Origin of the sequence: Moritella viscosa, from assembly GCF_900120065.1 — a bacterium.
GTDB classification, from domain to species: Bacteria; Pseudomonadota; Gammaproteobacteria; order Enterobacterales; family Moritellaceae; genus Moritella; species Moritella viscosa.
In genome coordinates this window covers 133,527-158,716 of the sequence record NZ_FPLG01000088.1, presented here as the reverse complement: position 1 = coordinate 158,716, position 25,190 = coordinate 133,527, and the positions used below count along the sequence as shown (strand labels likewise).

The window sequence follows — 25,190 nt, the reverse complement described above, 5'->3', positions numbered from 1 at the left end:
AATAAGTGAACCAAGTCACAAAATTGGTAGTTTGAAGGTTTGAATCCATATTCTAGATGGATTTAAACCTTATTTAGTCTAAAGATTTTAGTTTAAGCGGGTTTATTAGATAAGATTTTCTTTTGCCCATGATACTGCTTGTAGGCGATTTTTTACTTTGATCTTTTTAAATACATTATATAAATGTGACTTGATTGTGTGCTCACTGACATAAAGTGCATCGGCTATCTCTAAATTTGATGAGCCCGTCATTAGCTGGCGTAATATCTCTTGTTCACGCGTTGTGAGTTCTGGCTTTTTGTCTAGATCAACGGCTTTGTTAGAGCGGTAAATGGAGATCAATGAACTGAGTGTACGTCGTGGCATCCAGAATTCACCTTCGGTGATCTTTTCTATGCCTTTGCAAACTACATCGAGTTCATCACGTTTATTAAATACGCCGAATATAGATGGCCAAGTGGAAATGTTTTCCATCGTGGTATCATCACTCAAATTAATTAAGGCTAAGCGAAACATACCATGGTATTGCTTTAATTTGTTTTTTAGCTGCTCTTGTGAGATTGCACTGAGATTGTCTGTATCAACGAGTAATAATAAATTGTCATCAATTGAGATACGTTCAACTTCGGCAACTTCACGTAACTGCTGTACCGGTATATCGAGCTTAGCTCTTAAACAAGAGACTAAAGTGGCAACTTGTAGACTCGGCTGAGACAGCAATACTACATTTGGGTAATCCGACATATGACTAAATCCTTTAGTTTGTGTGGTGATATCCATATCCATGCTAAATAGCATTATAAAACGGTTAAACTTAGCTAATGACTTAATTAAAGTGTTAATTTTAATACCTAAGTTCGATACGGCTTGATACTAAAGTATTAACTGATAGTGGAAGTCGCAAGCTAATCCCTTTGGAAAATAGCAATGTTAACCAGTTGTTCGTTAATACTTAACATATCGGTGTGCTATAAATGAGTCAAGTTCGCATTTAGTTTTATCTCGGCTCATACTTTATTCTTTAGCTATATTAGTGGTTTAATATTGGATCTTATTTTAATTATCATTGCGTTAAGTATTAATTTCGGTGTTTTATTTCAACCTATTTAGTTAATTCGGTATTTTACGGTTATTTTCGTTTTTTGTTAATGCTAAAGCATGGTGGACATTTATTGTGGCTGTTTTAAATGATTTTTATTTTCAGCTTAGATGATGTGTTAATATGGCGCCGTAAATATTGAGAGGTTGATGGATTAATTATGGATAATGTAGCTTTATCTAAATTAGAGCAAAAGACAGCGGTGTCATTAGCATTGGTATTTGGTTTAAGAATGCTGGGATTATTTATGATCATGCCCGTTTTTGCCATTTATGGGCGTGACTTGATTGGCTATTCGCCATTGTGGGTGGGGATCGTGATTGGTGCTTATGGATTAACCCAAGCCATATTGCAAATACCGATGGGACAGTTGTCCGATCGGATTGGTCGTAAACCGGTTATTATTGCGGGTTTAGGCTTATTTTGTTTAGGCTGTATTGTCGCTGGTCTTGCAGATTCGGTTTATGGCGTTGCTTTTGGGCGGGTATTACAAGGCACAGGGGCTGTTGCCAGTGCGATTCTTGCGTTAGCTGCTGATATTACCCGTGAACAACAGCGACCGAAAGTGATGGCCGTGATTGGTATGTGTATTGGACTTTCGTTTGCTTTTTCGCTGGTGGCTGGACCTGTATTAGCGCAGTGGATTGGTCTTAAAGGCATTTTCTTTGTAACCGCAGTACTTGCCATTATAGGTATACTTGTTGTGCATTTTATTGTGCCGAATGCAATATCCAAAGCACCTGCAGGCGATGCGAGTACCAATCGTGATAAATTAAGAGCAATGTTACGTGATCCGCAGCTATTACGTTTAGATGCCGGTATCTTTTTGCTACATTTAACCTTGACCGCTGTGTTTGTATCATTGCCATTTGAATTAGAATCGGCTGGGCTAGTTGGTGAGCACCACTGGTGGATATATTTCCCTGCTTTACTGTTATCATTTGTATTCATGGTACCAATGTTAATTATTGCAGCAAATAAGAAAATGAATAAACAATTTTTCTTATTTGCGATTGCATTAATGGGCCTTGCACTTTGTATTATGGGATTTGCAAATGGCAACTTATGGCTCTTTGCACTTGCTATTTTGTTGTATTTTACCGCATTTAACTTTTTGGAAGCCTCTTTACCCGCCATGATTTCGATGTCGGCACCGGCTGGCGCAAAAGGCTCGGCAATGGGGATCTACTCTACATCACAATTTGCAGGTGCATTTTGTGGTGGTATTATAGCTGGTAGCTTGTATTCTCAATTGGGGTCACAAGGTCTCTTTTTTATCATTGCTGCGGTAATGATAGTATGGTTTGTAATTTCTTTGGGGCTAGAAAATGTCGGGCAAGTGAAGGCTCATACAATTTCTGTTACTATCGCCAACCAAAGAGAAGCTGAATTAATCGCCGAAAAGCTAATATCGCTTTCCGGTATTAATGAAGCTGTAGTAGTATTAGAAGAGCAGGTTGCTTATTTAAAAGCGACCAAAGATTTTGAAATAGACCAGGCTTTGAACCTGGTTCGTGAACAGCACAGGAGCTAGCATGGCCAGTCGTGGCGTAAATAAAGTAATTATTCTTGGTAATTTAGGTAATGATCCTGAAATCCGCTCATTCCCAAATGGTGGCGCGGTTGCCAATCTAACGATTGCGACAAGTGAATCATGGCGTGATAAGCAAACTGGTGAACAGCGTGAAAAAACCGAATGGCACCGCGTTGCGGTATTCGGTAAACTCGCTGAAATTGCAGGTGAATATTTACGTAAAGGATCTCAGGTATATATTGAAGGCGCATTACAAACACGTAAATGGCAAGATCAAAATGGCCAAGATCGTTTTACAACAGAAGTTGTAGTACAAGGTTTTAACGGTGTAATGCAAATGATTGGTTCGCGTCAAGGCGGTCAACAGCAGCAGGGTGGCGGTTATAATAATAGTAACCAACAACCACAACAGCAGAACCAAAATGCCGGTTGGGGTCAGCCACAACAGCCAGCAGCGGCACCACAACAACAAGGTGGTTATAACCAGCAGCCACAGCAACAACAGGCACCGCAACAGCAAAGCTATGCTCCTAAACAGCAAGCTCCTGCTCCAGCGCCTCAACAACAAGCACCGCAGCAAGGTTTTAACGAACCGTCTGCAGACTTTGATGATGATATTCCGTTCTAGCATCGTCATTACTTGATTGCTTAAACAGATTATATAAGGCCCCGATTTTTCGGGGTTTTTTTGTATTTATCGTTATGTTTAACCCCGATAATTATTTATATTTTTTGTCCTATTTGTCCTATTTGTCCTATTTGTTCTTTTTATTCTGTTAATGCCACACGTGATTAGTTTTTTATATGTTATTAAAAGCAGAATGCAGTAGAATAATTAACTATATCGGCATTATATTGTCGTTATCATAATTTGTGTTTCATAATGAGATTCTGATATAGGGATGTATAGGAATATATGAAGTTTACCAACCAACTGATTGGTTTTATTATTGTGTGCGTGCTGTCATCGATTGGTGTGGTATTGCTGGGAGGCGGCGTTAGTTTACGTGGTCTTGCGATTGAGACTCAAAAGCAAAATATCTCGCGATTGATCGATGTGATGGATGAGCAACTGGCAATGGAAGACAGTGAACCCCGTTTTGCATTCTGGCTACCCGAGTTATTACGTGCGCATTCAGTATTACAACTGACAGTCGAAAAAAATGGCATTGTCAGTTACGACTTTGATGGACGAACGGCAGATGTTGGGGACGATACTCCTTTTCTCAAAGAGTATCATTTCGATTTAAAAGCGAATAGTGACTTTAAAGCGAAAATTATTATGCTTTCACCCTACTATGCGATGGAATACCCACCTGAATTATTTACTGGGGTAAGCACGGGTTTACTCATTGCTTTATTTGGTTTAGTCATTGCTATCTGGTTGCTTAAAAAAGGCATGTATGGCGCTGAATTACTCTCTACACGCAGTTATCAAATTCTCAACGGTGATCATATTAAAGTGGCTGTTGGCTCGGGAGCTGAATGGCCAAAAGCAACCAGTCGTGCGTTTGATAAATTAATTGCAGACTTGGAAGATACTAAACAAGAGCGCAGTCGTTTTGATTCTTATATGCGTACTAACGCGTTTGTTGATGCCTCAACTGGTATTGGTAATCGTGATTTCCTTTTAAATCAATTAGAAGCCATGTTATCTGATCCTGGGGTTATCGCTGGCACGATTATAAAAATAGAACTCTATGAATTATCGCAATTAAATTATAACCATGGTGTGGCAAGTGTTGATGAAATGGTTAAATCGGTCTGTGAACTGCTAAGTAAGTTTGTGGAGCGTTTTATTGGCTCTGTACTTGCTCGTTATCGTGGCGATCAATTTATTATTTTATTGCCTCGGATCACAGGCTCTGAATCTGAAATTGTGATGAAGCAGTTGTACAAGTTACTCACTCGAATCAGTTTGTTTACGCCGGTGGATTGTGATGAATTATTTTATACTGGTGTCGCAATTTATAATTATGCTGAACGCACAGAAGAAGTATTAGAAAACGTCGATCAGGCATTAAAGATTGCGGTATTACAAGGCTGCTCTGGTTGGTTCTTGTACGAACAAGAAGAGCAAACACCAGTTTATGCCAAAGGTACTGTCAGATGGCGTGGACTGTTTGATCGAACCTTCAAAAATAATGCATTCTATTATGAGCAACAACTCATTTTAAGCATGGAAGATAAGCTGGTATTAGGTTATGAAATCTACCCAAGGTTAAAAGACGAGAATGATGAATGGGTTCATGCAGGTGTCTTTTTACCAATGGCAGAAAAATGTGGGGTACTTAAACGCATTGATCGGCTAACCGTAGAGCGGGCAATCTCGAACCTAGAGCAAGGTGAACCTATTTCTTGTGGACTAAACTTAGATATTCAGAGTTATTTGGATAAGCGTTTTATGCGCGCTGTTTACCTCGATATTATCCGCTTGCCGGTGAGGTTACGCGCGATGCTGCATTTTGAAATCCATGAATATCAAATTAATCGTAATTTAGAGATGTTATTAGAGCCCGTTAAAAATCTAAAAGCACTAGGCTGTTGCATCGTTGTGGATATGGTTGGTCAAGATGTGGTTGATTCGTCTTATATTAAGAAATTAGATGTCGACGTTATCAAAATTCACCACAGTTTAGTACGTGATTTACATAAACGTCAAATTAATCAACTGGCTATTAGCAGTATTCTTGGTGGTACAATTAATTTGTCTACTATTGTTATTGCGGTTGGTGTGGAATCGAAGGGTGAGTGGGATGTATTAAATAAACTCGGAGTCTATGGTGCTCAAGGTTATTTTTGTAATAAAGTCAGTCTATTGAATGAGTCGTGAGGGACTTTAGTGTGATACTTTCGTTATTTAGGTATGATATTATAGTGCTAATATCACACTTTGCTTACTACTTAATCGCGATTAAAGTATGATAGTCATTGTTTAATTTATAAGCCATTATTCATTTATTTAGGTGCAACAGAATTTTTATGCGTATACCCTGGTTAAAAAATCGAAATATACCAACAAAACTGGGTATTTTCATTGCTAAACAGCGTGTCGATATCTGTGCATTATCGACAGATCATGAGGCGATATCAGTACTTGATTCAAGCGCATTTGGTGATTTTTCTGAACTTGTTAAAACACTGAGTGACATGATCTCGAAACACAACTTGCAGGCATCAACTTGTCATGTTGTGTTATCAAATCAACAGTATCAATTATTACAGATTGATAAGCCAAGTGTCCCTGATAATGAAATTGCCAGTACATTGCCTTTCATTGCGAAAGAATTTATTAACGAGTCTATTGATTCCGTGGTATTCGATTATTTTTCGGTACCCAATCAAAATAAGATTAACCTCGTTTATTGTGCGAAAAGTCTCGTAGAATTAATTGTTACAGCAACACAGCAAGCAAAGCTTGAACTGCTTACTATTGGTATTGAGGAATTAGCGACGGCAAACTTATTTAGTACCAGCGCCGATGAGAATCGAAAAAGTACACAAATGTTAATTACTCAGCAGGATTATCAAGAAGTAAATTTGACGATTATCCACGATAACCAGGTTTATTTCTCGCGCCGTTTACGTGGCTTTTCTCGATTACGCGATTTAAAAGAACATCAGCTTGATACTTCGCTGTTAGATAACTTTAGCTTAGAGATTCAACGCTCAGCCGACTTTGCGGTGAGCCAATTGAAATTACCGGAAGTGAAAGAAATTAATTTAGCATTACCGAGTTCTAGCTTAGAGCCGCTAATTACACGTTTGCAGCTTAATTTTACTATCCCTGTTATTTCATTAAAGCATGCCTATATTAGTGAACATATTGATACTGGTTTCTTACCTGCCATTGGCGGCGCTTTGGAAAAATTGTGATGAAAAATAGCGTAAATTTATATACTCAGGCGTTTAAGCCAAAAAAAGAATATTTAACATTAATGCAAGCGGTGGTAGCTATTACTAGTGCGCTTGTGGTGATGTTAGCACTTGTTTATATGGCTGAAAATGACAGGGCTGTATTAGAGCAAAAAGTTAAACTGGCAAAAAATCAATTAATTGAACAAGAAGCCGAAGTTGCTGATTTATCTAATCAAGTATCACTGCATGTTCAAAATCCGGCGTTAATCCAACAATTAACTCTGTTACAAACACGTTTACAATATCGTGATGAATTATTGGTGCAGCTATCAGATTTATCATTAGTACAATCAAGTGGTTTTGCTATTTTAATGTCTGATTTAGCACTGCAACGCGATAGGGATATTCGTTTAAATCAAATACGATTATCCGGTGATCGTATGACACTAACGGGGATTGCAAGAACACATGAAGCGATACCTCGTTGGATCCGTAAATTCTCACAGGGTAAATCATTACAAGGTCGAGAATTTAACTTATTAAATATTAATCGAAATAGTGATGATGTGATTGCATTCACCTTAACTAACCAACTCGTAGCGGAGGTAAGTGAATGATGCAGCAACATTGGCAGACAATGAAAGCTAAGTTTACTTTATTATCAATGCGTGAGCGTTCATTGCTGGTAGGCTCGCTGTTGATCGCGATTGTTTATCTTGTTTATAGTTTGTGGTTAGAACCTGTTTATTTACAAAACCAGAAGTCACAATCAAAACTTACTTCTTTGCAGCAGCAGCAACAACAATATGAATTTGATAAAGCAGAATTATTGCAAGCATTAGCGAGTGATCCAAATAAAATTGTTCAGTTACGTATTGCGCGTGCTGAATCCGAATTTAACAAGGCAAATGGTAAATTAACCGATTTAACGGCCGACTTAATTAACTCAAATCAAATGGCTTTGGTATTGGGTGATGTATTAAGCCGTGCCAAGAACGTAAAGTTGATATCGATTGAGTCATTGCCTGTGACGACCCTAACCGGTAATAATAACGCGCTTGATAAGGTCGAGGAAAAGGCTAAACCTAAATTTTCGAATGCAAGCGGGCAAGATCTGAATGCGGATAAGATCATTAAGAGTGATGAAATATCGAAAAATATTGATGCGGCGTTGGCTAATTCCGAAACACCGATAACCGTCACTGATGACTCGGAAGTATTACTTTATCGACATGGTTTACGTATCACCATGACGGGATCATTTTTTAATATTCAAGCCTATTTAACGCAGATTGAACAGTTACCCAAGAAATTCTATTGGGAGGTCTTTGATTATCAGATACAAGACTATCCAACCGCGCAGGTAGTGATGGAGATTTATACCTTGAGTATTAATAAGGAGTTTATTCGTGGTTAAATTATTACTGCCAATATTCATTTTATTGAGTGCTGGTATCGCGCAAGCGGGACAAGGTGTTATTAACGGTAATGTACTCGATGATCCAACGGGTCCTTGGGGGGCGATAGAGCCTGTCATTCGCCGTCAAGCTAAAGCAAAAGTAAGTATTCCGACCTTACAGGCTATCTTTGTGCGTGATCATACATATATTGCAATCATGAATGACAAAGAGGTGCAAGTGGGAAGCTGGATTTCAGGTTTCAAAGTACGTCGTATCACCACTGATTTTGTGTATTTTGTACGTAATGATAAAGAATTTAGATTGTCATTATTTGGCAGTAAAATTAAACATTAAGGCTCAAATTTAATTATGAACAAGTTGTATCTTGCTATTATTTTAGGTGTATTTTTAACGGGTTGTGAAACAACACGTAGTTCACTTGAGCCTGTAGTCATTAAAGAATCAATTCAAGCAGAGCTTGATCGTGCAGACGCTCAATCACAAACTTGGACTGTACCTGATGATGTCAATGCTGAACTGTTACCAGGATTTGACGGTAATGACAGTTTGAATACACCTGTTATCGAACCACGTATGGACGTTGCTGCTAAATCAGTATCTGCACGCCAGTTTTTTGGGTCCCTGTTAAAGGGCACTAAATATAATCTTATTGTGAGTCCAGACGTGTCGGGCCGTATCACTGTGGCATTAAATGATGTCACGATTGCCGAAACGATGGACGCTGTTGCAGATATGTATGGTTATGATATTCAACGTCAAGGTAATACCTATCGGATAAATGGTGCGGGACTGCGTACCGAAATTATCCCTATGAACTACTTATTGATGAAGCGTAATGGCTTATCAAACAGTTCGATCAGTTCAGGCTATTTAACTGATAGCGGCTCGTCGAGCAGCAGCTCGTCAGATGATAACGACGACTCATCAGATGATTCATCATCGTCGTCATCAAGCAGCGCAGGTACCGAAATATCGACGCAAACAGATACGGATTATTGGGCCGAATTAGAAAATACATTACTGGGCCTAACGGCAAATGAACAAAATACCCAAGTTGTAATTAGTCCGCAAGCGGGTTTGGTGACCGTTTACGGTTATCCGAAAGATATTCGTAAGATAAAAGACTTTTTAACTAAAGCAGAGGAACATTTACAGCGTCAGGTATTGCTTGAAGTGAAGATCATGGAGGTAACGTTGAATGACGGCTACGAACAAGGTATTGATTGGAATGTAAATAATTCGAAAGTTGCAACTGATTCATCGTTTAATTTTAGTGTTAAAGATATAACTGATATTGCTTCTGGTGGCGGTGTATTAACGTTGGCGGGTAACGATTTTAGTGCTGCAATTAAGTTATTAAAGACGCAAGGTGATGTGAACGTTTTATCTAGCCCACGCGTTACAGCGCTTAATAATCAGAAAGCGGTGATTAAAGTTGGTCGTGATGAATATTTTGTAACGGGTTATAGCACGACGACATCAACAGAAAGTAATACCGTAGATCAAGATGTTGACCTTACACCCTTCTTCTCTGGTATCGCCCTCGATGTAACGCCGCAAATTGATAGTGATGGTGGTGTATTATTACACGTTCATCCATCAATTATTGAAGTGACTGATTCGATTAAAACGATCTCAGGTTCAAAGGATATTGTACTTCCGTTGGCAAAAAGTGACGTGCGTGAAACGGATACCGTTGTGAAAGCTAAAAGCGGTGAGATCATTGTGATTGGTGGTTTGATGAAAACCGCGAATAAAGATTTGGTGTCGAAAGTACCTTTCTTGGGTGATATTCCTTGGTTAGGTGAACTCTTTACTCATCGTTCGCAATCAGTACAAAAAACAGAGTTAATCATTTTAATTAAACCTGTAGTCGTTGACCAAAATACATGGCGCTTAGAGTTGGAACGTTCGGCTGAATTACTTGAACAGTGGTACCCAACAGAACAAAAAAATGAGAAAGGCTAATGTATAACGCGCATTTTGGTTTGACGGAAGTGCCATTTGGCTTGACGCCAAATACGCAGTTTTATCACCCCTTGGTTCCGCACTTTGAAGCATTACAGGTTCTGACCACTGCACTTGCAAGTGGTGAAGGTTTTATCAAAGTGACGGGGGAAGTCGGTACGGGTAAGACGCTTATCTGTCGTAAATTACTTAATGAGCTAGGCGATGACTATGTGATTGCTTATTTACCTAATCCGTATTTAACACCCAATGAAATGCGTGCTGCGGTTGCCAGTGAACTCGGTATTGATGCTAGTTTGGATCAACACAAATTAACAGAAGCGCTTAACCATCAATTAATTTCGTTGTCGGCAGAAGCAAAACAAGTCGTCTTGTTGATTGATGAAGCGCAAATGCTGCCCCATGAAACTTTAGAAGCGTTGCGTTTAATCAGTAACTTAGAAACTGAAAGTAAGAAGTTAATGCAAGTTGTGTTGTTTGGCCAACCTGAGTTAGATACACGATTAAAACAAGATAACTTACGTCAATTACGCCAACGTATTACCTTTTCGTACCAACTTCGCCCGTTACTTATTAATGAAACGGCGAGTTATGTTGAACATCGTCTTACTGTGTCTGGCTATCGTGGTGCGTCTTTATTCGAACCTCGCGCATTACGCATGTTACACCAAGCAAGTGGAGGTATACCAAGGTTAATCAATGTGTTAGCACATAAGTGTTTGATGTTAAGCTATGGTTTGAACGATCACAAGGTCAGTGTCGCATTGGTTAAACTTGCCATTAAAGATACCGAAAGTGCAATTCAGCGACGTAATTTACGTTTGCCGATTTTAGCCGGTGTGCTTGTTATTGAAGTGATATTAGTTATTTGGTGGTTTGGAGAATCAATGCTGTGAGTGTTATTAATCAAATGCTGCAGGGGCTAGATAAAGGTGCCCAGCAACAACAAAGACAAGCTGAGCAAAGTGGGGTAGTCATTGTTGCGGCGTCAGCACGTAATAATAACGTCATTATTTGCTTATTTGTCGCAATTGTAATGATGGGGTTACTTGCTGCTTATTTGTTTGTCCAAAAACAAAATACGACTGTTTTAGTCGCTCCGGTTGTGAACGCGGCTGTATTACCTGGCAGAACAGAAAAAGCACGCATAAAACCTGAGCAAGTGCAGACAGTTGCGCGTGTAAATACAAATCATCACGACGTAAATGAAAAAGTGATCGCGAATCACTTACTCGAAAAACCGGTCGTTGTTAGCCCTGTCGTAAAGAAAGTAATGGTTAGTACGGCGCAACCAATCGCATTGCCTGTTACGCCGATTACTAAGGTTATTCATATTGAACCCAAAGCGGCAACTCCCGCAAAGCTTAAGCCAACCACTGAAATACAAAGCGTTGCGATCTCAGTTAACAATGACGCTGAGAAAGAAAATATAATTTCAATTAAAGCAATTACCCGTACACCTGTACAACAAGCTCAGTTATATGCGAAAAAAGCAGAAGCGGCATTACTTTATGGTGATAAGGTGCGTGCCAAGCACCTATTTAGCAAAGTGTTGACGTTGGACAAGCAACATGATTTATCTCGAGAAAAATTAGCCGCGATCTTATACGGTGAGCAACGAACGGAATCGGCAGTAACCTTGTTACAAGAAGGTTTAAGTGTATCGCCTGCATACACAAATTTTCGCCTAATGTTAGCGCGTATTTATTTAAAGAATAAAAATAAACAACAAGCTTATTATTATCTTAAGCCACACAAGCCAGAGATTGACGGTAATGTCGATTATTACGCCATGCTTGCAGGTTTAGCACAAAGTTTAGATGATTTAGATACTGCATTAATTGCGTATAAGCAATTGACCAACTATGAACCAAACCGGGCTAAATGGTGGTTAGGACTGGGGATTTCTGCCGACAAAGCGCAGCAAGTCCGATTAGCATTAACGGCTTATCACACCGCACAAAATATGGGGCAGCTATCTGCTTCTTCACGTAATTATATTAATGCGCGTATTGCCCAGTTGGAGAAACCGTAATGGCACAATTGAAATTAAAACAACGATTGGGTGATTTACTTGTTGGTGAGAACATTATCAGTGAAGCGCAACTTGGTTTAGCACTCAAAGAGCAACGTAGTAGTGGCGGAAAGTTAGGTTCGACACTGATCAACTTAGATTTTATTACCGAAGAGCAGCTGCTTAGCTTTTTATCTCGACAGTTAAATATTCCGTTTTTAGATATTTCGGCATTAAATATTCCACAGCAGACTGTACTGAAATTACCGGAAGTACATGCGCGTCGTCATCGTGCTTTAGTCGTTAAATCTGAAGATAATCATTTAACGGTGGCATTGAGTGATCCTGCTGACCTTTATGCCGTCGAAGCAATATCAAATCTACTTTCTCTTTATCAGCTAGATTTTGCTATTGTCAGAGAAAGTCAATTATTACCTGCGTATGACCGTTTATATCGTCGAACTAAAGATATTGAAGCATTTGCTGGTCAACTCGAAGATGAACATCGACCAACACAAGAGTTCGATATATTTCGCGATGTAGATGATGCATCTAACGAAGCAACCGTAGTTAAGTTTCTTAATTCAGTATTTGAAGATGCGGTGCAAGTCGGGGCATCAGATATTCACATTGAACCGGATGAAAAAGCATTACGTATTCGTTTACGTGTTGATGGTGTTCTACAAGAAAATATTCTTAATGAAGTCGCGATCGTACCGGCATTGGTATTACGACTCAAATTAATGGCTGGTTTGGATATTTCTGAAAAACGTTTACCGCAAGATGGTCGTTTTAATTTAAACGTGCGTAATCAATCGATTGATGTGCGGATGTCAACCATGCCGGTGCAGTATGGTGAATCAGTTGTTATGCGTTTACTTAATCAAGATGCGGGGGTTTTCCAGTTAGAAAGTACTGGGATGCCAGCAGAGTTAATTAAACGTTTACGTAGTTTGATCCGTCGTCCCCATGGCATGGTATTGGTGACTGGACCTACGGGGAGTGGTAAAACAACCACGTTATATGCGGCTTTAAGTGAACTTAACGAACCTGGTAAAAAGATTATTACAGTGGAAGACCCTGTTGAATACCGTTTACCACGGATCAGCCAAGTGCAGGTTAACCCTAAGATAGGTTTGGACTTTGCCCATATTTTGCGTACTTGCTTACGTCAAGATCCTGATATTCTATTAGTGGGTGAAATGCGTGACAAAGAGACTGCTGAAATTGGTCTGCGTGGAGCACTAACGGGTCACATGGTGTTATCAACGCTGCATACCAATGATGCAATTACTTGTGCATTACGATTAATGGATATGGGCGCGCCAGGTTATTTAATTGGCGCTGCATTACGTGCTGTGGTTGCCCAACGCTTAGTACGTAAATTATGTAGTCAATGTAAAAGCACCCATGATCTGGCTAGTAGTGAGCAATATTGCTTAGAAAAAATAGCCAAAGAACCACTGAGTAACGCCCATTTTTATCGCAGTGTGGGCTGTCAAAGTTGTAACTATACGGGTTATCGTGGCCGTATCGGTGTATTTGAATTATTAGAACTTAATGATGCAATGTGCGATGCATTGCGACGTGAAGCTCCTGATGAGTTTGCTGTTGAAGCACGTAAGACTAAATATTATCGACCACTTGTACTTTCGGCGTTGGATTTTGCGAAACAGGGTTTAACCTCTATCGAGGAAGTATTAAAGTTGGCTGATGAGCTTAGTCTCGATGACAGAAGCAGTGAAGATGATGCCAGCCAAGATGAATATAATACTGAACATGTGATTGTCAGTGACGTATTAACGTCTGAGACCTTCGGCGCTAATATTGCAGAAAATATTAGAGAGTTAGACAAAGTCGATAGCGGTGATATTGAAAAGATTTTACGCTTGGCTGAAGTGGTTAGGGCATTGGAGCGTAGTGGGCAGTGAATAGAACCGTAGTGGACAGTAAATAAGACTATTAAGGTTAGCAAATGCCAAATTTTAGTTATAAAGGCCGGGATATCCAAGGCAATGCTGTTTCGGGACAGCAGGAAGCACAAAATCAAGATGTGCTTGTTGAAGCATTAATGCGTAAAGGGATCACGCCCACGTCAATTAATGTATCGACTGGTAACCGAGATATTGATTTTAGCCAATTGTTTACACGGAAAGTCCCGCTTGAAGAGCTGGTTATTTTTGCGCGTCAGATGTATTCGTTAACCCGTGCTGGTATTCCTATGATCCGTGCGATTAAAGGGCTATCAGAATCGAGCTCTCACGTTAAATTGAAAGATGTATTAAACGATGTAGTGACGCGTTTAAACAACGGGACAACATTATCGGCCGCAATGCATGCATATCCACATGTATTTGCGTCTATTTTTGTATCGATTGTCCGTGTGGGTGAAAATACCGGTCGCTTGGATGATTCATTTTTACAGATTTCTAATTATCTTGAATTAGAAATGGATACTCGACGTCGTATTAGTAGTGCGATCCGTTATCCGATGTTTGTATTAATCTCGATTGCATTAGCGTTAGTGGTCTTAAATATTTTTGTGATCCCCACGTTTGCCGATATGTTTACTAAATTTGGCGTTGAATTACCGTGGGCGACACGTGCCTTACTGGCATCCTCCGCTTTCTTTGTCAATTATTGGCACTTATTAATCGTGGGTGTGATCGGCAGTATTTTTGCTTTCAAACATTATATTAAAACCGATAAAGGTAAATTGAAGTGGGGCTTGTTTTATATTCGCATCCCAATTGTAGGACCGGTTATCGAAAAAACCCTGCTATCGCGTTTTGCGCGTAGTTTTTCGTTGATGCTTAAAGGTGGTGTGCCACTGAACAATAGTCTCACCCTAGTGGCCTCAACGGTTGATAATGCATGGATGGAAGTACGTATTCTGTCTATGCGAACTGGTATTGAAGAAGGTAAGAGTTTAACGATTACGGCGATTGAAAGCGGCATGTTTACCCCGCTGATCTTACAAATGATTTCGGTGGGTGATGAAACAGGCCAAGTGGATGATTTGTTATTAGAAGCTGCGCAGTTTTATGAGCGTGAAGTAGATTATGAACTGCAATCGTTAACCGCTAAGATTGAACCTGTATTGATTGGTATCGTTGCCATCATGGTATTGATTTTAGCACTGGGTATTTTTGTTCCTATGTGGTACATGATGGGCGTTGTTCAAGGGTAATTTTAATTACTTATTTAGTAATTATTTTGTTTTTGTGTTTTTTATGGTTGTCGTCGTTATGTTAAACAATATCATGCGTAGTCGTTATATTACGATTTAGCCACATTAATTAAAAAAAACTAGTGAATCTGTATATTTTTTGGCATAGTATCAAAAAATATACAGATTCGTACATTAATGTAAATTATATGGATGTGTTAGTACTTATATGTCTATGTAATTTATCAACAAAGTGAATTGGAGTTTAAATATGAAAAAACAAAATGGTTTTACGCTAATTGAATTAGTGATCGTAATTATCGTACTTGGCATCTTAGCTGCAACTGCAGTACCTAAATTCATCAACTTGCAAGATGATGCTCGCGAATCTGTAGTGAAGGGGGCTGAAGCTGCTATCCATAGTGCTGCAAATATTGTTTATTCTAAAGCTGCAATTGAAGGTGTTGAAAACTCATCGTCTGCATCAGCGGCTGGTATTACGGTTGTTAATGGCTACCCTTCAGCATCAGGCCTAATTTCTGTTGTAGAATTAAGTGACGATTTTACTAGTGTTGCAACTGGTACGTCACCAACTGCGTCATTAGCGATTAGTTTTACAGGTACTACGTGTACATTAACTTATACTGAAGCTGCAACGTCTGCTGCCGCTTATACAGTTGTGAATTCGTGTGGCTAGTAACTAATATATTATGTTAGTTTAAAGGCTTACTTCGGTAAGCCTTTTTTATATTAAAAAATAAAAGGGTCAGATATGAAGAAACAAAATGGTTTCACACTCATCGAATTAGTGATTGTCATTATTGTACTCGGTATCTTAGCGGCAACAGCAGTGCCTAAATTTATCAATTTGCAAGATGATGCGAAAGAATCTGCGATGGCAGGCCTTGAAGCTGCAGTTAACAGTGCCGCTAACATTGTTTATTCTAAATCTGCAATCGATGGTACAGAAGGTCGCTCATCGACTGTTGAAGGTGTTGCTACTTGGTTTGGTTACCCCGCTGCAACATCTGCAGGTATTGCAACCGCGGTTGAAACGACAGGTTTTGATACAATGGCCGCTGTTCAAGAGATGAGTATTCTTTTTGTAGCTGGAAATGATAAAGAAGCGAATGATCTGTGTTTACGATATACGGAAGCTGCCTCATCTGGCGCTGTTTACACTGTATTTTCTGGAAAACTTAGTTCTGACGCGCGGAGTTGTATTGCGAAGTAATACATTCATAATCTAGCGAGTAATCGCATTAAAGACTTACTTCGGTAAGCCTTTGTTCACATTCAAAATATAGATGCTTCACTGTATTAACGGCGTAATAACACATTGAAAATGTTATAATAAGCCCACCTAAACGAACCCTCTCTAAGTCATAGTTTTGTATTGCAATAAGTGGTTTTTGGGTTAATGAAAAATTAACCGATTAAGTCGTAAGCAAACTGAGCTAGGGTCAAATTGAAACCAGTTATGGTTACCCTAAAGCAAGTGATGCTGGAATTAAATGGTTTCTCTCATTCAGATTATACTCATCAATCACTGACAGCCAAGGCCGTTATTTTTTATATCGATGGTGCAGATACGTTTGGTGCTTGCACATTGGTTTATCAAGAAGCGACGTCAAGTGCGGGCTATCAAATCTGGTTTGGTTCGGATACAAAAGCAACTAACCCTGACAGTAGTTAGTAACTCGATAAATTATAAGTAAAAACAAAGGTCTACTTCGGTCAGTTTTTTTATTAAAAGCATATCTATTTATAAATATTTTATTTTTTATCTTCATCAGTACCTTTATATTATCTAATTATACGTATTTAACCTTGATTAATACGCTGATACTAATGCAAGTGTATTAAATTTATAATATTATCAACATTCAGTATGGGAAGGGATCTAATACCTAGCATCCATTATCATGACTCTTACCAGGTGTTAAGCGAATGCGTACTAAGTTAGGTTTTACCCTCATTGAACTCGTGATTATTATTTTGCTAACTGGTACTTTAGCTGCAACCGCGATCCCTAAATTTACCGGTAGCGATGGCTTTGAAGCGCAAACGTATCGTGACCAGCTACAGCAATTACTCAAAACTGTGCAACAGCAAGCGATGAGCTGTGGTAGTGACTGTCGAACTTCCCGTGCAACCAATCCTTATGCCTGTAACCGTGTCGTTATTACCGCTGGTCGTTTTGGTATTCCCACTAATTGTGAAACTGGATTACCAACCTCATTTGCAGCGCCGCATTTGGGGATGAGCGCAGCCGAGGCGAATAGTACTAAAGTCAGTTTTAGCGTTACGAACACTGAAACTCTGGGTATTATTGAGTTTGATGAATTAGGTATTGCCAATGGTTGTAGTACCAGTAATAGCGGTTGTAATATCTTGATTATAGGCAAGCAAACATTATCACTGCGCATCGAAGCACAAGGTTTTATTCATGAAAACTAATTCAACGCCAAGACCACTTAAGACACGAAATCAACGCGGTTTCACCTTGATTGAAATTGTGGTTGGTATGGTAGTGTTAGCCATCTCGTTAGTGATTGTCACGGGTATCTTCTTGCCGCAAGCTAATAATACTGTCACGCCTATGTATCAAATTAAAGCCACGGCGTTGGGTAAGCGCATCATGGACCAAGTCTTGATCCGTTATTATGATGAAACGAGCACGAGTTCTGGTGGTTTTATTCGTTGTGGTGAACAAAATAGTGATGGGGTAGTTCTATTTCCTTGTAGTTCTGATTTAGGTACTGATGGTAGTGAAGTTAGCTCTGCACCTGGCAATTTCAATGACGTTGATGATTATAATATTTACTGTGGAAATAGTGATCCTGGCGCGGCATTGGCTTCTTTTACGAATGAATACCCTGGTTACGGCTTACGAATTTGTGTGTCGTTCGCGGCAGATAAATTTAATTCGAACCTTACTTCGGATGTTACCGATATAGCGAAAAGAATCCGAGTTACCATATCTATGCCTAATGATGAAGCCATCGAATTAACGTCATTTAAGGGGAACTATTGATGGCTAGACTTAAATTACCACAAGGACTTCATGCCGGATTTACCTTGATAGAATTAACCATAGTGATCCTTTTATTGGGTATTGTTGGTATGTTCAGTAGCCGTTTTATCAGTTCCAATGTCGTGTTGTATCAAACATCGATTAATCAGAATGAACGCTTAAACGATGCGCGATTTATCTTCAACCGAATGGATAAAGAACTTAACTCTGCCGTCGCGTTTAGTTTAAGAATTAATACCACAGGTAATAATACCTGCATCGACTTTGTGCCTTTTACCGCCGCGGGACTGTATATTGGTAATGTTAGCGGGGAGTCTACTATGTCATTAATCATGGACCGTCGAACAAGGGAAAATGCTGGCAGTAATACAGATGATTTTAGAGGCCAATATGTCAGTGTATTGACTACCAACGCAGATGATTTTTATTTATTGCCCTCAAGCTCGGTTGCGGAAATAACAAATTATGTCTCCGCGTCTGGTGCTAACCCAACCCAAGCAACTTTAACTTCTGGCAGTAACTTAAGCAGAGACTCATTAGTCTCACGGTATTTCATTGCCAAGAACAAAGTACAATATTGCTTACTCGCTATTGGTGATTCAATGCGTTTGTTCCGAAATCAAGCGCCATTATCAGCACAAAACTATACCTTAGACAATCGAGTCTTGATGGCTGATGATCTGAGTGTTGATAGTTCGATGAGGTTGTCATCGGCCAGTTTATTTAGTCATGCAATTTTAAATCTTAATTTTGGCTTTAAATTACGCGATGACAGTGTGCTTCGATTCGATCATCAATTGGTTATAAGCAATGTTCCATAATGATATGCCCCATAAAACAGTGAAGTTAACACTATGCAGATAAGTATCAAGCAACAACAAGGTAGTATGCTCGTTATCGCCTTATTTATTATTGTGGTTATGTCTTTATTAGCCGCAACCTTGAGTCGTGTTCTGAGCTCAAGCGCTGATAGTGTCGCGAACGAAGTGTATAGCGCTAAAGCCTATTATGCGGCTGAAAGTGGAATGGATTATGGTATCTATCAAATATTGCGAAATAATCGAATATGTGCGGATTTTCCTGCTGTAACAGCTATTTCAGGTGCGGCAAATGTACAGTTTGATATCAGTAATGAAACTGGATTGGAAAATTGCAGTGTTGCGATTACTTGCCAACGTATTCCTGTGGATAATAGTAGCCTATTTTATCTTACTTCCACTGGTACTTGTGATGGTGGCAAAATTATTGCTGAGCATAATATTGAAGCGGAAGTGAAATGATGAAATTGAGTTTGTATTTACAAAAAAGACCAGGCTCTAACCTGCGATTTGTTATTGCTTTTATTATTAGTTTATTATCCTCTCAATTTGCTTTTGCCGACGTAGTATTGAAGGGGAAAATGAAGATTGGTGATTATACCTATAGAGCGATGGGACCTCAATATCTTGTAACTGCAGACCGTACTTGGTACGGAAACTTGAAGAACCCTAAACCTAATAAACCTATACATTTCAATTTAACTGAAGCTATAACCCTTACCCAAATCAAGGTTCATAGAGCTTCAGGTATCGGGGGACAATTATATTTTGTAATATGGAAGGCTGGAAGTAATACACCTGTAGTCAATACTCGTTCAGAGCTGTATCGTTATAGCTCATCATTAGGATTATCTGTAAATTTGCCTAAAGGTGATTATGAACTCGCTATTGTTGGGCAATGTTATAATTGGCCTAACGGCCTTATAGGTTGGGATAAGGATTGTAGGAACTTTGATGATTTTAATTTTAAGAATATAACTTTAAAGACATCTGTTGGTAATACGGATAGCTTTTCTTTTCTTCAACGCCGTCATATCGGAGATAACGATGAGTATCCACGTGATGGTTATGCGGGGCGTTGGTATCCAGATAAAGATGAAGGCGATAATGCTAAATATGAATTCAAACCGCTTCGTGATGGTTCGGTAGATTCTATTATAATTTATAATTACCGTGATTTAGTTCGTCACGAAAATAATGTCCGCTTAACGCTAACAAATAAGAATACTGGTGAGGTTATTTCCCAACGTTATTTACGTAGTGGGACTACAACTGGTGATTATATTTGGAGTATCAAACGAAAATTTAAAAGTAAGAATACTTATGAGCTTAAAATTGATGTTAGTCGATTCGGTGATAATGACGATATGTCTTGGGATGATATTGTCGTTAAGTTTGAAGCAGATACACCTCCTCCCGCTATTGACCACTACAAATTAACCTATAGTGATCATGCATTAACGTGTGAAGCTGCTGTTGTCAAAGTGCAGGCTTGTACAAATACTTTCCAGTCGGGTTCAGCTTGTGTTGAATCAACGAATTTGACAAGTGCAACCTTAGTCGGTAATGCTAAGGTTGGATCTGGCTCTATATCGGAATCCAGCGGTCCTTTTATAGGCTCGACAGATATTAACTTAGGCTACTTAGATTCTGGTGACTTAACTCTGTCATTGACTGGTATCGGCAATAAATATTATAAGTGTAATGGTACGAGTAACTGTGATATTAATTTTGCTGATACCGGTTTTTTCTTTAGCTATGATAATGCAGATGGCAGTGACAATATTGCCAGTCAAGTGGCGGGTGTTAACTTTTCTAAACCGATTAAACTGGATGCTTTTTATAATAAAAATGGCCAATGTAAGAATATCTTCAAAAATAATGAAATAATACCGGTGAAATTGGGCGTTCAATGCCAAGAGCCAAATCGTTGCTCGTCTTTAAACTTTGTTGTGAACGGGGTGAATCTCGGTAAAAATGGTGGAAATGAAGAAAACGATTACAATGCGGTTAATTTAGCATTTAGTCACCATATCGCTCAGGTTAATACTGCACAATATCAAGATGCCGGTAAAATAAATTTAATCGCGAGCTATACGATCAATGATAATCGTAATGATTTGGATGGTTTAACAATTAAGGGGCAAAGTAATCAGTTTGCAGTGAGACCCTACAAATTCAAAATTAAAGCCACGCGTCATGATAACGCAATAAGAACAGAACTGACGGCGCAGGATAACAATGTATTAAAGCATGTACATAAAGCGGGTGACATTTTTGCATTTAAGATCCAATCGCTGAATGCAGACGGTAACATTACGTCTAATTATGTCCCTAATTCAAATGATAACTTACGTATAAAGTTAACTCGTTCTATGCCTACAGCAGACTTGTTTGAAGGGAAATTTAGTTATGCAAAAAATAAGACGCTATTAACTTCGACCTCGGCCACGTGGGCTGAAATACCTGACTTGCCAACCTTTGATAAAGGGGTCTATAGCTTTGCTGACTCGACTTATAGTGAAGTAGGTGCAATTCAGATAAATGTGAAAGACACTGATTACTATGGCATGGTATTTTCTGTTGATGATAATTTTTCGGCAAATTCTAATGGTACTGAGATAGGCCGTTTTATTCCCTCCCATTTTGAATTAGTGTCATCAAAAGTAGATAACTATGTTGGTGCGAGAGGCTATGTTCGTGAGGGACATGACTATGAATTTCCTAATGGCCTGAGTAGTTATGTTGCAGGAACAACTGTTTTACAGCCGAAGGACGGTAATGTTTATGAATGTCGAACATGGCCGAATAATGGTTATTGCGTGCAATGGAGTGAAGGTTCAAACCAATATGAACCTGGTATAGGCCGTAATTGGGAAATGGCCTGGATCTTATTAGCTTCACCAGGGGGCGGAGCTGTATTCACTTATATGGACCAGCCTGAGCTATTATTTGATTATCGTCTTGAAGCGCAAAATAGCGCAGGTTTCGTGACAAGAAACTACAATGGCGATGATAAAGCGACAGTTAGTTTTATTGCGAATGCTAATGGACGCGATTTATCATCCCGCTTAGTAGATTATGGTGGAGTTTGGAGTGATGGAGTCTATCAACCAATAGGTATGCAGGATCGTGGTTATTTTTCGCGACAATCAACTGGACCTGATGGTCCTATGATGAATACCCTTTTTGGCATCGGTATTACTGATAAAGATGATGTTGTGCTTAACGACTTAAATCTTCCTGCTACGCCAGATACAGCAACGGCACGTATGTTATCTCTACAAACTAGCGAATTACGCTATGGCCGTTGGACAATTGCTGATGGATACGGTCCGATATCGAATGATTTTGCCACAACCATGCAAATTGAATATTTCAATGGGACAAACTTCATTAAGAATAATGATGATTCTATAACGGACTTCGATTTTGTAGATGCGACGCTAACTGATATTTCTTTAGGCGGAATACTACCTGCGCTTTCAGGAAACGGAAATTTTACTAACGGTATTACGCAAGAGTTAATCATTGCTGCACCGAATCGAAATGGTGAGGTTAAACTTGATTATACCGTTGATAATTGGTTTAAATATAAGTGGGTGGATGGTCATGTTGGTTTTGATCAATCACCGTCGGCGAACATCGTATTCGGCTTTTTCTATGGCAATGATCGAGTTATTTACCGAAGAAGGTTAAATTAATAGTTTGTCGGTCATAAAGTCTGATAAACTTGCCACATTCATTGCGCATTGGTAAAGTTAACCGATCCTGCAACATTTTACTTTTAGGAATGCCCATAGCCATGTTTAAGAAGTTAAGAGGCGTATTCTCTAGCGATTTATCAATCGACTTGGGAACAGCAAACACCCTGATTTATGTTAAAGGTCAAGGTATTGTCCTTGACGAGCCTTCTGTTGTTGCGATCCGCCAAGAGCGTGGTGCAAATAAGAGTGTTGCCGCAGTTGGTACAGCTGCAAAGCAAATGCTAGGTCGTACACCTGGTAATATAGCCGCTATTCGTCCAATGAAAGATGGGGTAATTGCCGACTTTTTCGTGACAGAAAAAATGTTACAGCACTTTATTAAACAAGTGCATGACAATAATTTTTTCCGTCCAAGCCCACGTGTTTTAGTGTGTGTACCATGTGGTTCAACACAAGTAGAACGTCGTGCGATTCGTGAATCGGCACAGGGTGCGGGTGCGCGTGAGGTATTTTTGATTGACGAGCCTATGGCGGCGGCAATCGGTGCTGGTTTGCCTGTTTCTGAAGCAACCGGTTCTATGGTTGTTGATATAGGTGGTGGTACTACCGAAGTGGCAATCATTTCATTAAATGGTGTTGTTTACTCTTCATCAGTTCGTATTGGTGGTGACAAACTGGATGAAGCAATCATCAGTTATGTGCGTCGCAACTATGGTAGCTTAATTGGTGAGGCTACTGCTGAACGTATTAAGAAAGAAATTGGTTCTGCATACCCACTCGACGAAGTTGTTGAAATTGAAGTGCGTGGCCGTAACCTTGCAGAAGGTGTACCGCGTAGTTTCATCCTAAACAGTACTGAAATTCTAGAAGCCTTACAAGAACCATTATCGGGTGTTGTGAGTGCTGTAATGACAGCGTTAGAACAGTCTCCACCTGAGTTAGCGTCGGATATTGCTGAACGTGGTATGGTGCTAACCGGTGGCGGCGCGTTAATCCGTGGTCTTGACCGTTTATTACTTGAAGAAACTGGTATTCCTGTTGTTATTGCTGAAGATCCACTTACCTGTGTGGCTCGTGGCGGCGGTACAGCATTAGAAATGATTGATATGCACGGTGGCGATCTGTTCCATTACGATTAAGCACCTGATTCAATAATCCTATAGGGTGGCGGGCGCGCCATCCTTTGAGAACTCCACTTAATGAAACCTATTTTTGCTACCTCAACATCGTTACAACTGCGCTTATTTTTTGCGGTTATCGCTTCTTTCTCATTAACTATTTTTGATTCTAAATTTGATTCATTTTCAAATGTACGTGTCTATTTAAATACCGCGGTATCACCACTCATTTATGCGGCCGATATACCCAGTGAAATGCTGAAAGGTGTATCCAATACAGTTGTTACTCGCCGAGATTTGAAAAAACAAGTTCAAGAACAGCGAGACAAACTATTTATTCAACAAGTTCAGCTGCTTGAATTTAAGCACTTAAAAGAAGAAAATAAACGTCTACGAGCTTTACTTAACTCACCTGTACATGCCGACCAGCGTAAATTAGTGGCTGAGATTATTACCGTGAATTCGGATCCTTTTTCCTTGCAAGTGGTGATTAACAAGGGGGCGGTAGACGGTACTTATATTGGTCAACCGATATTAAATGAACAAGGTGTTGTTGGCCAGATAGTCGATGTGTCCGCTACATACAGTCGTGTATTACTGATTACTGATATTACGCACGGTATTCCGGTCCGAGTTCAGCGTAATGACATCCGTGCGATTGCCAATGGGAGCGGTGAATTAAACAGTCTTACGCTACCTTATGTCCCCCATAGTACCGATATTCAAGTTGGCGATGTGTTAGTTACCTCTGGTCTTGGTGGTGTATTCCCTGAAGGCTATCCGGTCGCTACGATCACCGATTTCACTTATCAAATGGGCCAACCTTATGCACAAGTTGAAGCAAAACCGATTGTGGCATTAGAACGGATCCGCTATGTATTACTTATTTGGGATGATAAAGAAAATACAGCTGAAAATAATAATGTTAAATCGATGATAAACGCAGACAAGGAAGGAACATTATGACATATGCTAACGGTCGTTTTAAAATCATCCTAACTTTAATCATCGCGTTATTACTCACTGTATTACCTGTACCAGAGCCTTTAAATAACTTTCGTCCTGATTGGCTGTTTTTGGTACTAGGTTATTGGTGTATGGCACTGCCATATCGCGTGAATATTGGTTATGCGTGGATCACGGGATTAATGCTCGATCTATTATTAGGTGCGCCGCTCGGTATTCATTCTTTAGCGCTGTCAATTGTCATCTATATTATTGTGATGAATCATCGTTTGATCCGGAATCTATCATTGTGGCAACAAGCGTTAGTTGTAGGCTTTTTAGCGGGCTTAAACAAGTTGGTGGTATTTTGGGCTGAAAAATTACTTTTTGACATAACAATAACACCTATGTACTTATGGTCAATCCTAACCACAATGTTAATATGGCCATGGATATTCTTGATTTTACGTAAAATTCGCCGTCAGTTTGCTATTAGTTAGTG

General features: G+C 39.4%; 24 protein-coding genes. 23 read left to right on the top strand and 1 reads right to left on the bottom strand.

The genetic code is table 11. The features are described 5' to 3' along the window. Positions 1-105: 105 nt before the first annotated feature. Positions 106-744 carry a LuxR C-terminal-related transcriptional regulator gene (locus BT797_RS12820; RefSeq protein WP_045112185.1) on the bottom strand — a complete coding sequence of 213 codons (639 nt, stop codon included), beginning with the start codon at positions 742-744 and terminating at the stop codon, positions 106-108. A 515-nt stretch (positions 745-1,259) separates the two neighbouring features. On the opposite strand from BT797_RS12820, the gene BT797_RS12815 reads away from it, so the two are divergent. The 23 genes from BT797_RS12815 (at position 1,260) to mreD (ending at position 25,188) form a co-directional block, all read left to right on the top strand. Further along, entirely contained in the window at positions 1,260-2,633 is a 1,374-nt protein-coding gene (locus BT797_RS12815; protein WP_045112184.1) for an MFS transporter, read from the top strand. Between the two features lies 1 nt (position 2,634). Next, on the top strand, positions 2,635-3,261 hold the full coding sequence (ssb, locus tag BT797_RS12810; RefSeq protein ID WP_075472308.1) for a single-stranded DNA-binding protein: 627 nt from the start codon (positions 2,635-2,637) through the stop codon (positions 3,259-3,261). Positions 3,262-3,549: 288 nt separating this feature from the next. After that, the gene (locus tag BT797_RS12805) at positions 3,550-5,466 is read left to right on the top strand and encodes an EAL domain-containing protein (protein WP_075472306.1); all 1,917 of its coding nucleotides are present in this window, start codon (positions 3,550-3,552) and stop codon (positions 5,464-5,466) included. 149 nt (positions 5,467-5,615) lie between these two features. Further along, the gene (locus BT797_RS12800; RefSeq protein WP_045112181.1) at positions 5,616-6,509 is read left to right on the top strand and encodes a biogenesis protein MshI; all 894 of its coding nucleotides are present in this window, start codon (positions 5,616-5,618) and stop codon (positions 6,507-6,509) included. Continuing rightward, on the top strand, positions 6,509-7,108 hold the full coding sequence (locus tag BT797_RS12795) for a PilN domain-containing protein (protein ID WP_075472304.1): 600 nt from the start codon (positions 6,509-6,511) through the stop codon (positions 7,106-7,108). The genes BT797_RS12800 and BT797_RS12795 overlap by 1 nt, the downstream gene beginning before the upstream one ends. Next, positions 7,105-7,908, top strand: coding sequence for a type II secretion system protein M (locus tag BT797_RS12790; RefSeq protein ID WP_075472302.1), 804 nt, complete (start codon positions 7,105-7,107; stop codon positions 7,906-7,908). Before BT797_RS12795 ends, BT797_RS12790 begins: the two co-directional genes overlap by 4 nt. Continuing rightward, positions 7,901-8,245: an MSHA biogenesis protein MshK gene (locus tag BT797_RS12785; RefSeq protein WP_045112178.1), complete on the top strand. Its 345-nt coding sequence runs from the start codon at positions 7,901-7,903 to the stop codon at positions 8,243-8,245. Before BT797_RS12790 ends, BT797_RS12785 begins: the two co-directional genes overlap by 8 nt. Before the next feature lie 15 nt (positions 8,246-8,260). Beyond that, positions 8,261-9,880 (top strand): pilus (MSHA type) biogenesis protein MshL, encoded by a 1,620-nt coding sequence (gene mshL, locus BT797_RS12780; RefSeq protein WP_045112177.1) that lies wholly within the window; start codon positions 8,261-8,263, stop codon positions 9,878-9,880. Then, on the top strand, positions 9,880-10,776 hold the full coding sequence (locus BT797_RS12775) for an ExeA family protein (protein WP_045112176.1): 897 nt from the start codon (positions 9,880-9,882) through the stop codon (positions 10,774-10,776). Before mshL ends, BT797_RS12775 begins: the two co-directional genes overlap by 1 nt. After that, a complete protein-coding gene (locus BT797_RS12770) occupies positions 10,773-11,915 on the top strand; it encodes a tetratricopeptide repeat protein (protein ID WP_045112175.1) in 1,143 nt (380 codons plus the stop codon). Before BT797_RS12775 ends, BT797_RS12770 begins: the two co-directional genes overlap by 4 nt. Next, positions 11,915-13,825 carry a GspE/PulE family protein gene (locus BT797_RS12765; RefSeq protein WP_045112174.1) on the top strand — a complete coding sequence of 637 codons (1,911 nt, stop codon included), beginning with the start codon at positions 11,915-11,917 and terminating at the stop codon, positions 13,823-13,825. The genes BT797_RS12770 and BT797_RS12765 overlap by 1 nt, the downstream gene beginning before the upstream one ends. 44 nt (positions 13,826-13,869) lie before the next feature. Next, positions 13,870-15,084 carry a type II secretion system F family protein gene (locus tag BT797_RS12760; protein ID WP_075472300.1) on the top strand — a complete coding sequence of 405 codons (1,215 nt, stop codon included), beginning with the start codon at positions 13,870-13,872 and terminating at the stop codon, positions 15,082-15,084. Between the two features lie 250 nt (positions 15,085-15,334). Next, complete coding sequence (locus BT797_RS24585) at positions 15,335-15,760, top strand: type II secretion system protein (protein ID WP_075472299.1); 426 nt, start codon at positions 15,335-15,337, stop codon at positions 15,758-15,760. A gap of 75 nt (positions 15,761-15,835) precedes the next feature. Then, positions 15,836-16,297: a type II secretion system protein gene (locus BT797_RS12750; protein WP_075472297.1), complete on the top strand. Its 462-nt coding sequence runs from the start codon at positions 15,836-15,838 to the stop codon at positions 16,295-16,297. Between the two features lie 234 nt (positions 16,298-16,531). Further along, the gene (locus BT797_RS12745) at positions 16,532-16,759 is read left to right on the top strand and encodes a hypothetical protein (RefSeq protein WP_139291675.1); all 228 of its coding nucleotides are present in this window, start codon (positions 16,532-16,534) and stop codon (positions 16,757-16,759) included. A gap of 254 nt (positions 16,760-17,013) precedes the next feature. Then, positions 17,014-17,523: a prepilin-type cleavage/methylation domain-containing protein gene (locus tag BT797_RS12740; protein WP_075472293.1), complete on the top strand. Its 510-nt coding sequence runs from the start codon at positions 17,014-17,016 to the stop codon at positions 17,521-17,523. Beyond that, positions 17,513-18,100: a type IV pilus modification PilV family protein gene (locus BT797_RS12735; protein WP_075472291.1), complete on the top strand. Its 588-nt coding sequence runs from the start codon at positions 17,513-17,515 to the stop codon at positions 18,098-18,100. Before BT797_RS12740 ends, BT797_RS12735 begins: the two co-directional genes overlap by 11 nt. Next, positions 18,100-18,921 carry a prepilin-type N-terminal cleavage/methylation domain-containing protein gene (locus tag BT797_RS12730; RefSeq protein ID WP_075472289.1) on the top strand — a complete coding sequence of 274 codons (822 nt, stop codon included), beginning with the start codon at positions 18,100-18,102 and terminating at the stop codon, positions 18,919-18,921. Before BT797_RS12735 ends, BT797_RS12730 begins: the two co-directional genes overlap by 1 nt. A 33-nt stretch (positions 18,922-18,954) precedes the next feature. Continuing rightward, positions 18,955-19,380 (top strand): pilus assembly PilX family protein, encoded by a 426-nt coding sequence (locus BT797_RS12725; RefSeq protein ID WP_045112164.1) that lies wholly within the window; start codon positions 18,955-18,957, stop codon positions 19,378-19,380. Beyond that, positions 19,377-22,622, top strand: coding sequence for a DUF6701 domain-containing protein (locus BT797_RS12720; protein ID WP_045112163.1), 3,246 nt, complete (start codon positions 19,377-19,379; stop codon positions 22,620-22,622). Before BT797_RS12725 ends, BT797_RS12720 begins: the two co-directional genes overlap by 4 nt. Before the next feature lie 101 nt (positions 22,623-22,723). Continuing rightward, a complete protein-coding gene (locus tag BT797_RS12715; protein ID WP_045112162.1) occupies positions 22,724-23,764 on the top strand; it encodes a rod shape-determining protein in 1,041 nt (346 codons plus the stop codon). Positions 23,765-23,824: 60 nt separating this feature from the next. Then, on the top strand, positions 23,825-24,709 hold the full coding sequence (gene mreC / locus BT797_RS12710) for a rod shape-determining protein MreC (RefSeq protein ID WP_045112161.1): 885 nt from the start codon (positions 23,825-23,827) through the stop codon (positions 24,707-24,709). Continuing rightward, positions 24,706-25,188, top strand: a complete 483-nt coding sequence (gene mreD / locus BT797_RS12705; RefSeq protein ID WP_045112160.1) for a rod shape-determining protein MreD — start codon at positions 24,706-24,708, stop codon at positions 25,186-25,188. The genes mreC and mreD overlap by 4 nt, the downstream gene beginning before the upstream one ends. Positions 25,189-25,190 lie beyond the last annotated feature (2 nt).

Bases quoted from the DNA above. Each gene is read 5' to 3' on its own strand.
- BT797_RS12790 (WP_075472302.1), top strand. From the start codon at position 7,105: ATGATGCAGCAACATTGGCAGACAATGAAAGCTAAGTTTACTTTATTA.
- mreC (WP_045112161.1), top strand. From the start codon at position 23,825: ATGAAACCTATTTTTGCTACCTCAACATCGTTACAACTGCGCTTATTT.
- ssb (WP_075472308.1), top strand. From the start codon at position 2,635: ATGGCCAGTCGTGGCGTAAATAAAGTAATTATTCTTGGTAATTTAGGT.
- BT797_RS12725 (WP_045112164.1), top strand. From the start codon at position 18,955: ATGCAGATAAGTATCAAGCAACAACAAGGTAGTATGCTCGTTATCGCC.
- BT797_RS12760 (WP_075472300.1), top strand. From the start codon at position 13,870: ATGCCAAATTTTAGTTATAAAGGCCGGGATATCCAAGGCAATGCTGTT.
- BT797_RS12720 (WP_045112163.1), top strand. From the start codon at position 19,377: ATGATGAAATTGAGTTTGTATTTACAAAAAAGACCAGGCTCTAACCTG.
- BT797_RS12820 (WP_045112185.1), bottom strand. From the start codon at position 744: ATGTCGGATTACCCAAATGTAGTATTGCTGTCTCAGCCGAGTCTACAA.
- BT797_RS12795 (WP_075472304.1), top strand. From the start codon at position 6,509: ATGAAAAATAGCGTAAATTTATATACTCAGGCGTTTAAGCCAAAAAAA.
- BT797_RS12735 (WP_075472291.1), top strand. From the start codon at position 17,513: ATGAAAACTAATTCAACGCCAAGACCACTTAAGACACGAAATCAACGC.
- BT797_RS12750 (WP_075472297.1), top strand. From the start codon at position 15,836: ATGAAGAAACAAAATGGTTTCACACTCATCGAATTAGTGATTGTCATT.
- BT797_RS12730 (WP_075472289.1), top strand. From the start codon at position 18,100: ATGGCTAGACTTAAATTACCACAAGGACTTCATGCCGGATTTACCTTG.
- BT797_RS12765 (WP_045112174.1), top strand. From the start codon at position 11,915: ATGGCACAATTGAAATTAAAACAACGATTGGGTGATTTACTTGTTGGT.
- BT797_RS12715 (WP_045112162.1), top strand. From the start codon at position 22,724: ATGTTTAAGAAGTTAAGAGGCGTATTCTCTAGCGATTTATCAATCGAC.
- BT797_RS12805 (WP_075472306.1), top strand. From the start codon at position 3,550: ATGAAGTTTACCAACCAACTGATTGGTTTTATTATTGTGTGCGTGCTG.
- BT797_RS12740 (WP_075472293.1), top strand. From the start codon at position 17,014: ATGCGTACTAAGTTAGGTTTTACCCTCATTGAACTCGTGATTATTATT.
- BT797_RS12800 (WP_045112181.1), top strand. From the start codon at position 5,616: ATGCGTATACCCTGGTTAAAAAATCGAAATATACCAACAAAACTGGGT.
- BT797_RS24585 (WP_075472299.1), top strand. From the start codon at position 15,335: ATGAAAAAACAAAATGGTTTTACGCTAATTGAATTAGTGATCGTAATT.
- mshL (WP_045112177.1), top strand. From the start codon at position 8,261: ATGAACAAGTTGTATCTTGCTATTATTTTAGGTGTATTTTTAACGGGT.
- BT797_RS12775 (WP_045112176.1), top strand. From the start codon at position 9,880: ATGTATAACGCGCATTTTGGTTTGACGGAAGTGCCATTTGGCTTGACG.
- BT797_RS12815 (WP_045112184.1), top strand. From the start codon at position 1,260: ATGGATAATGTAGCTTTATCTAAATTAGAGCAAAAGACAGCGGTGTCA.
- mreD (WP_045112160.1), top strand. From the start codon at position 24,706: ATGACATATGCTAACGGTCGTTTTAAAATCATCCTAACTTTAATCATC.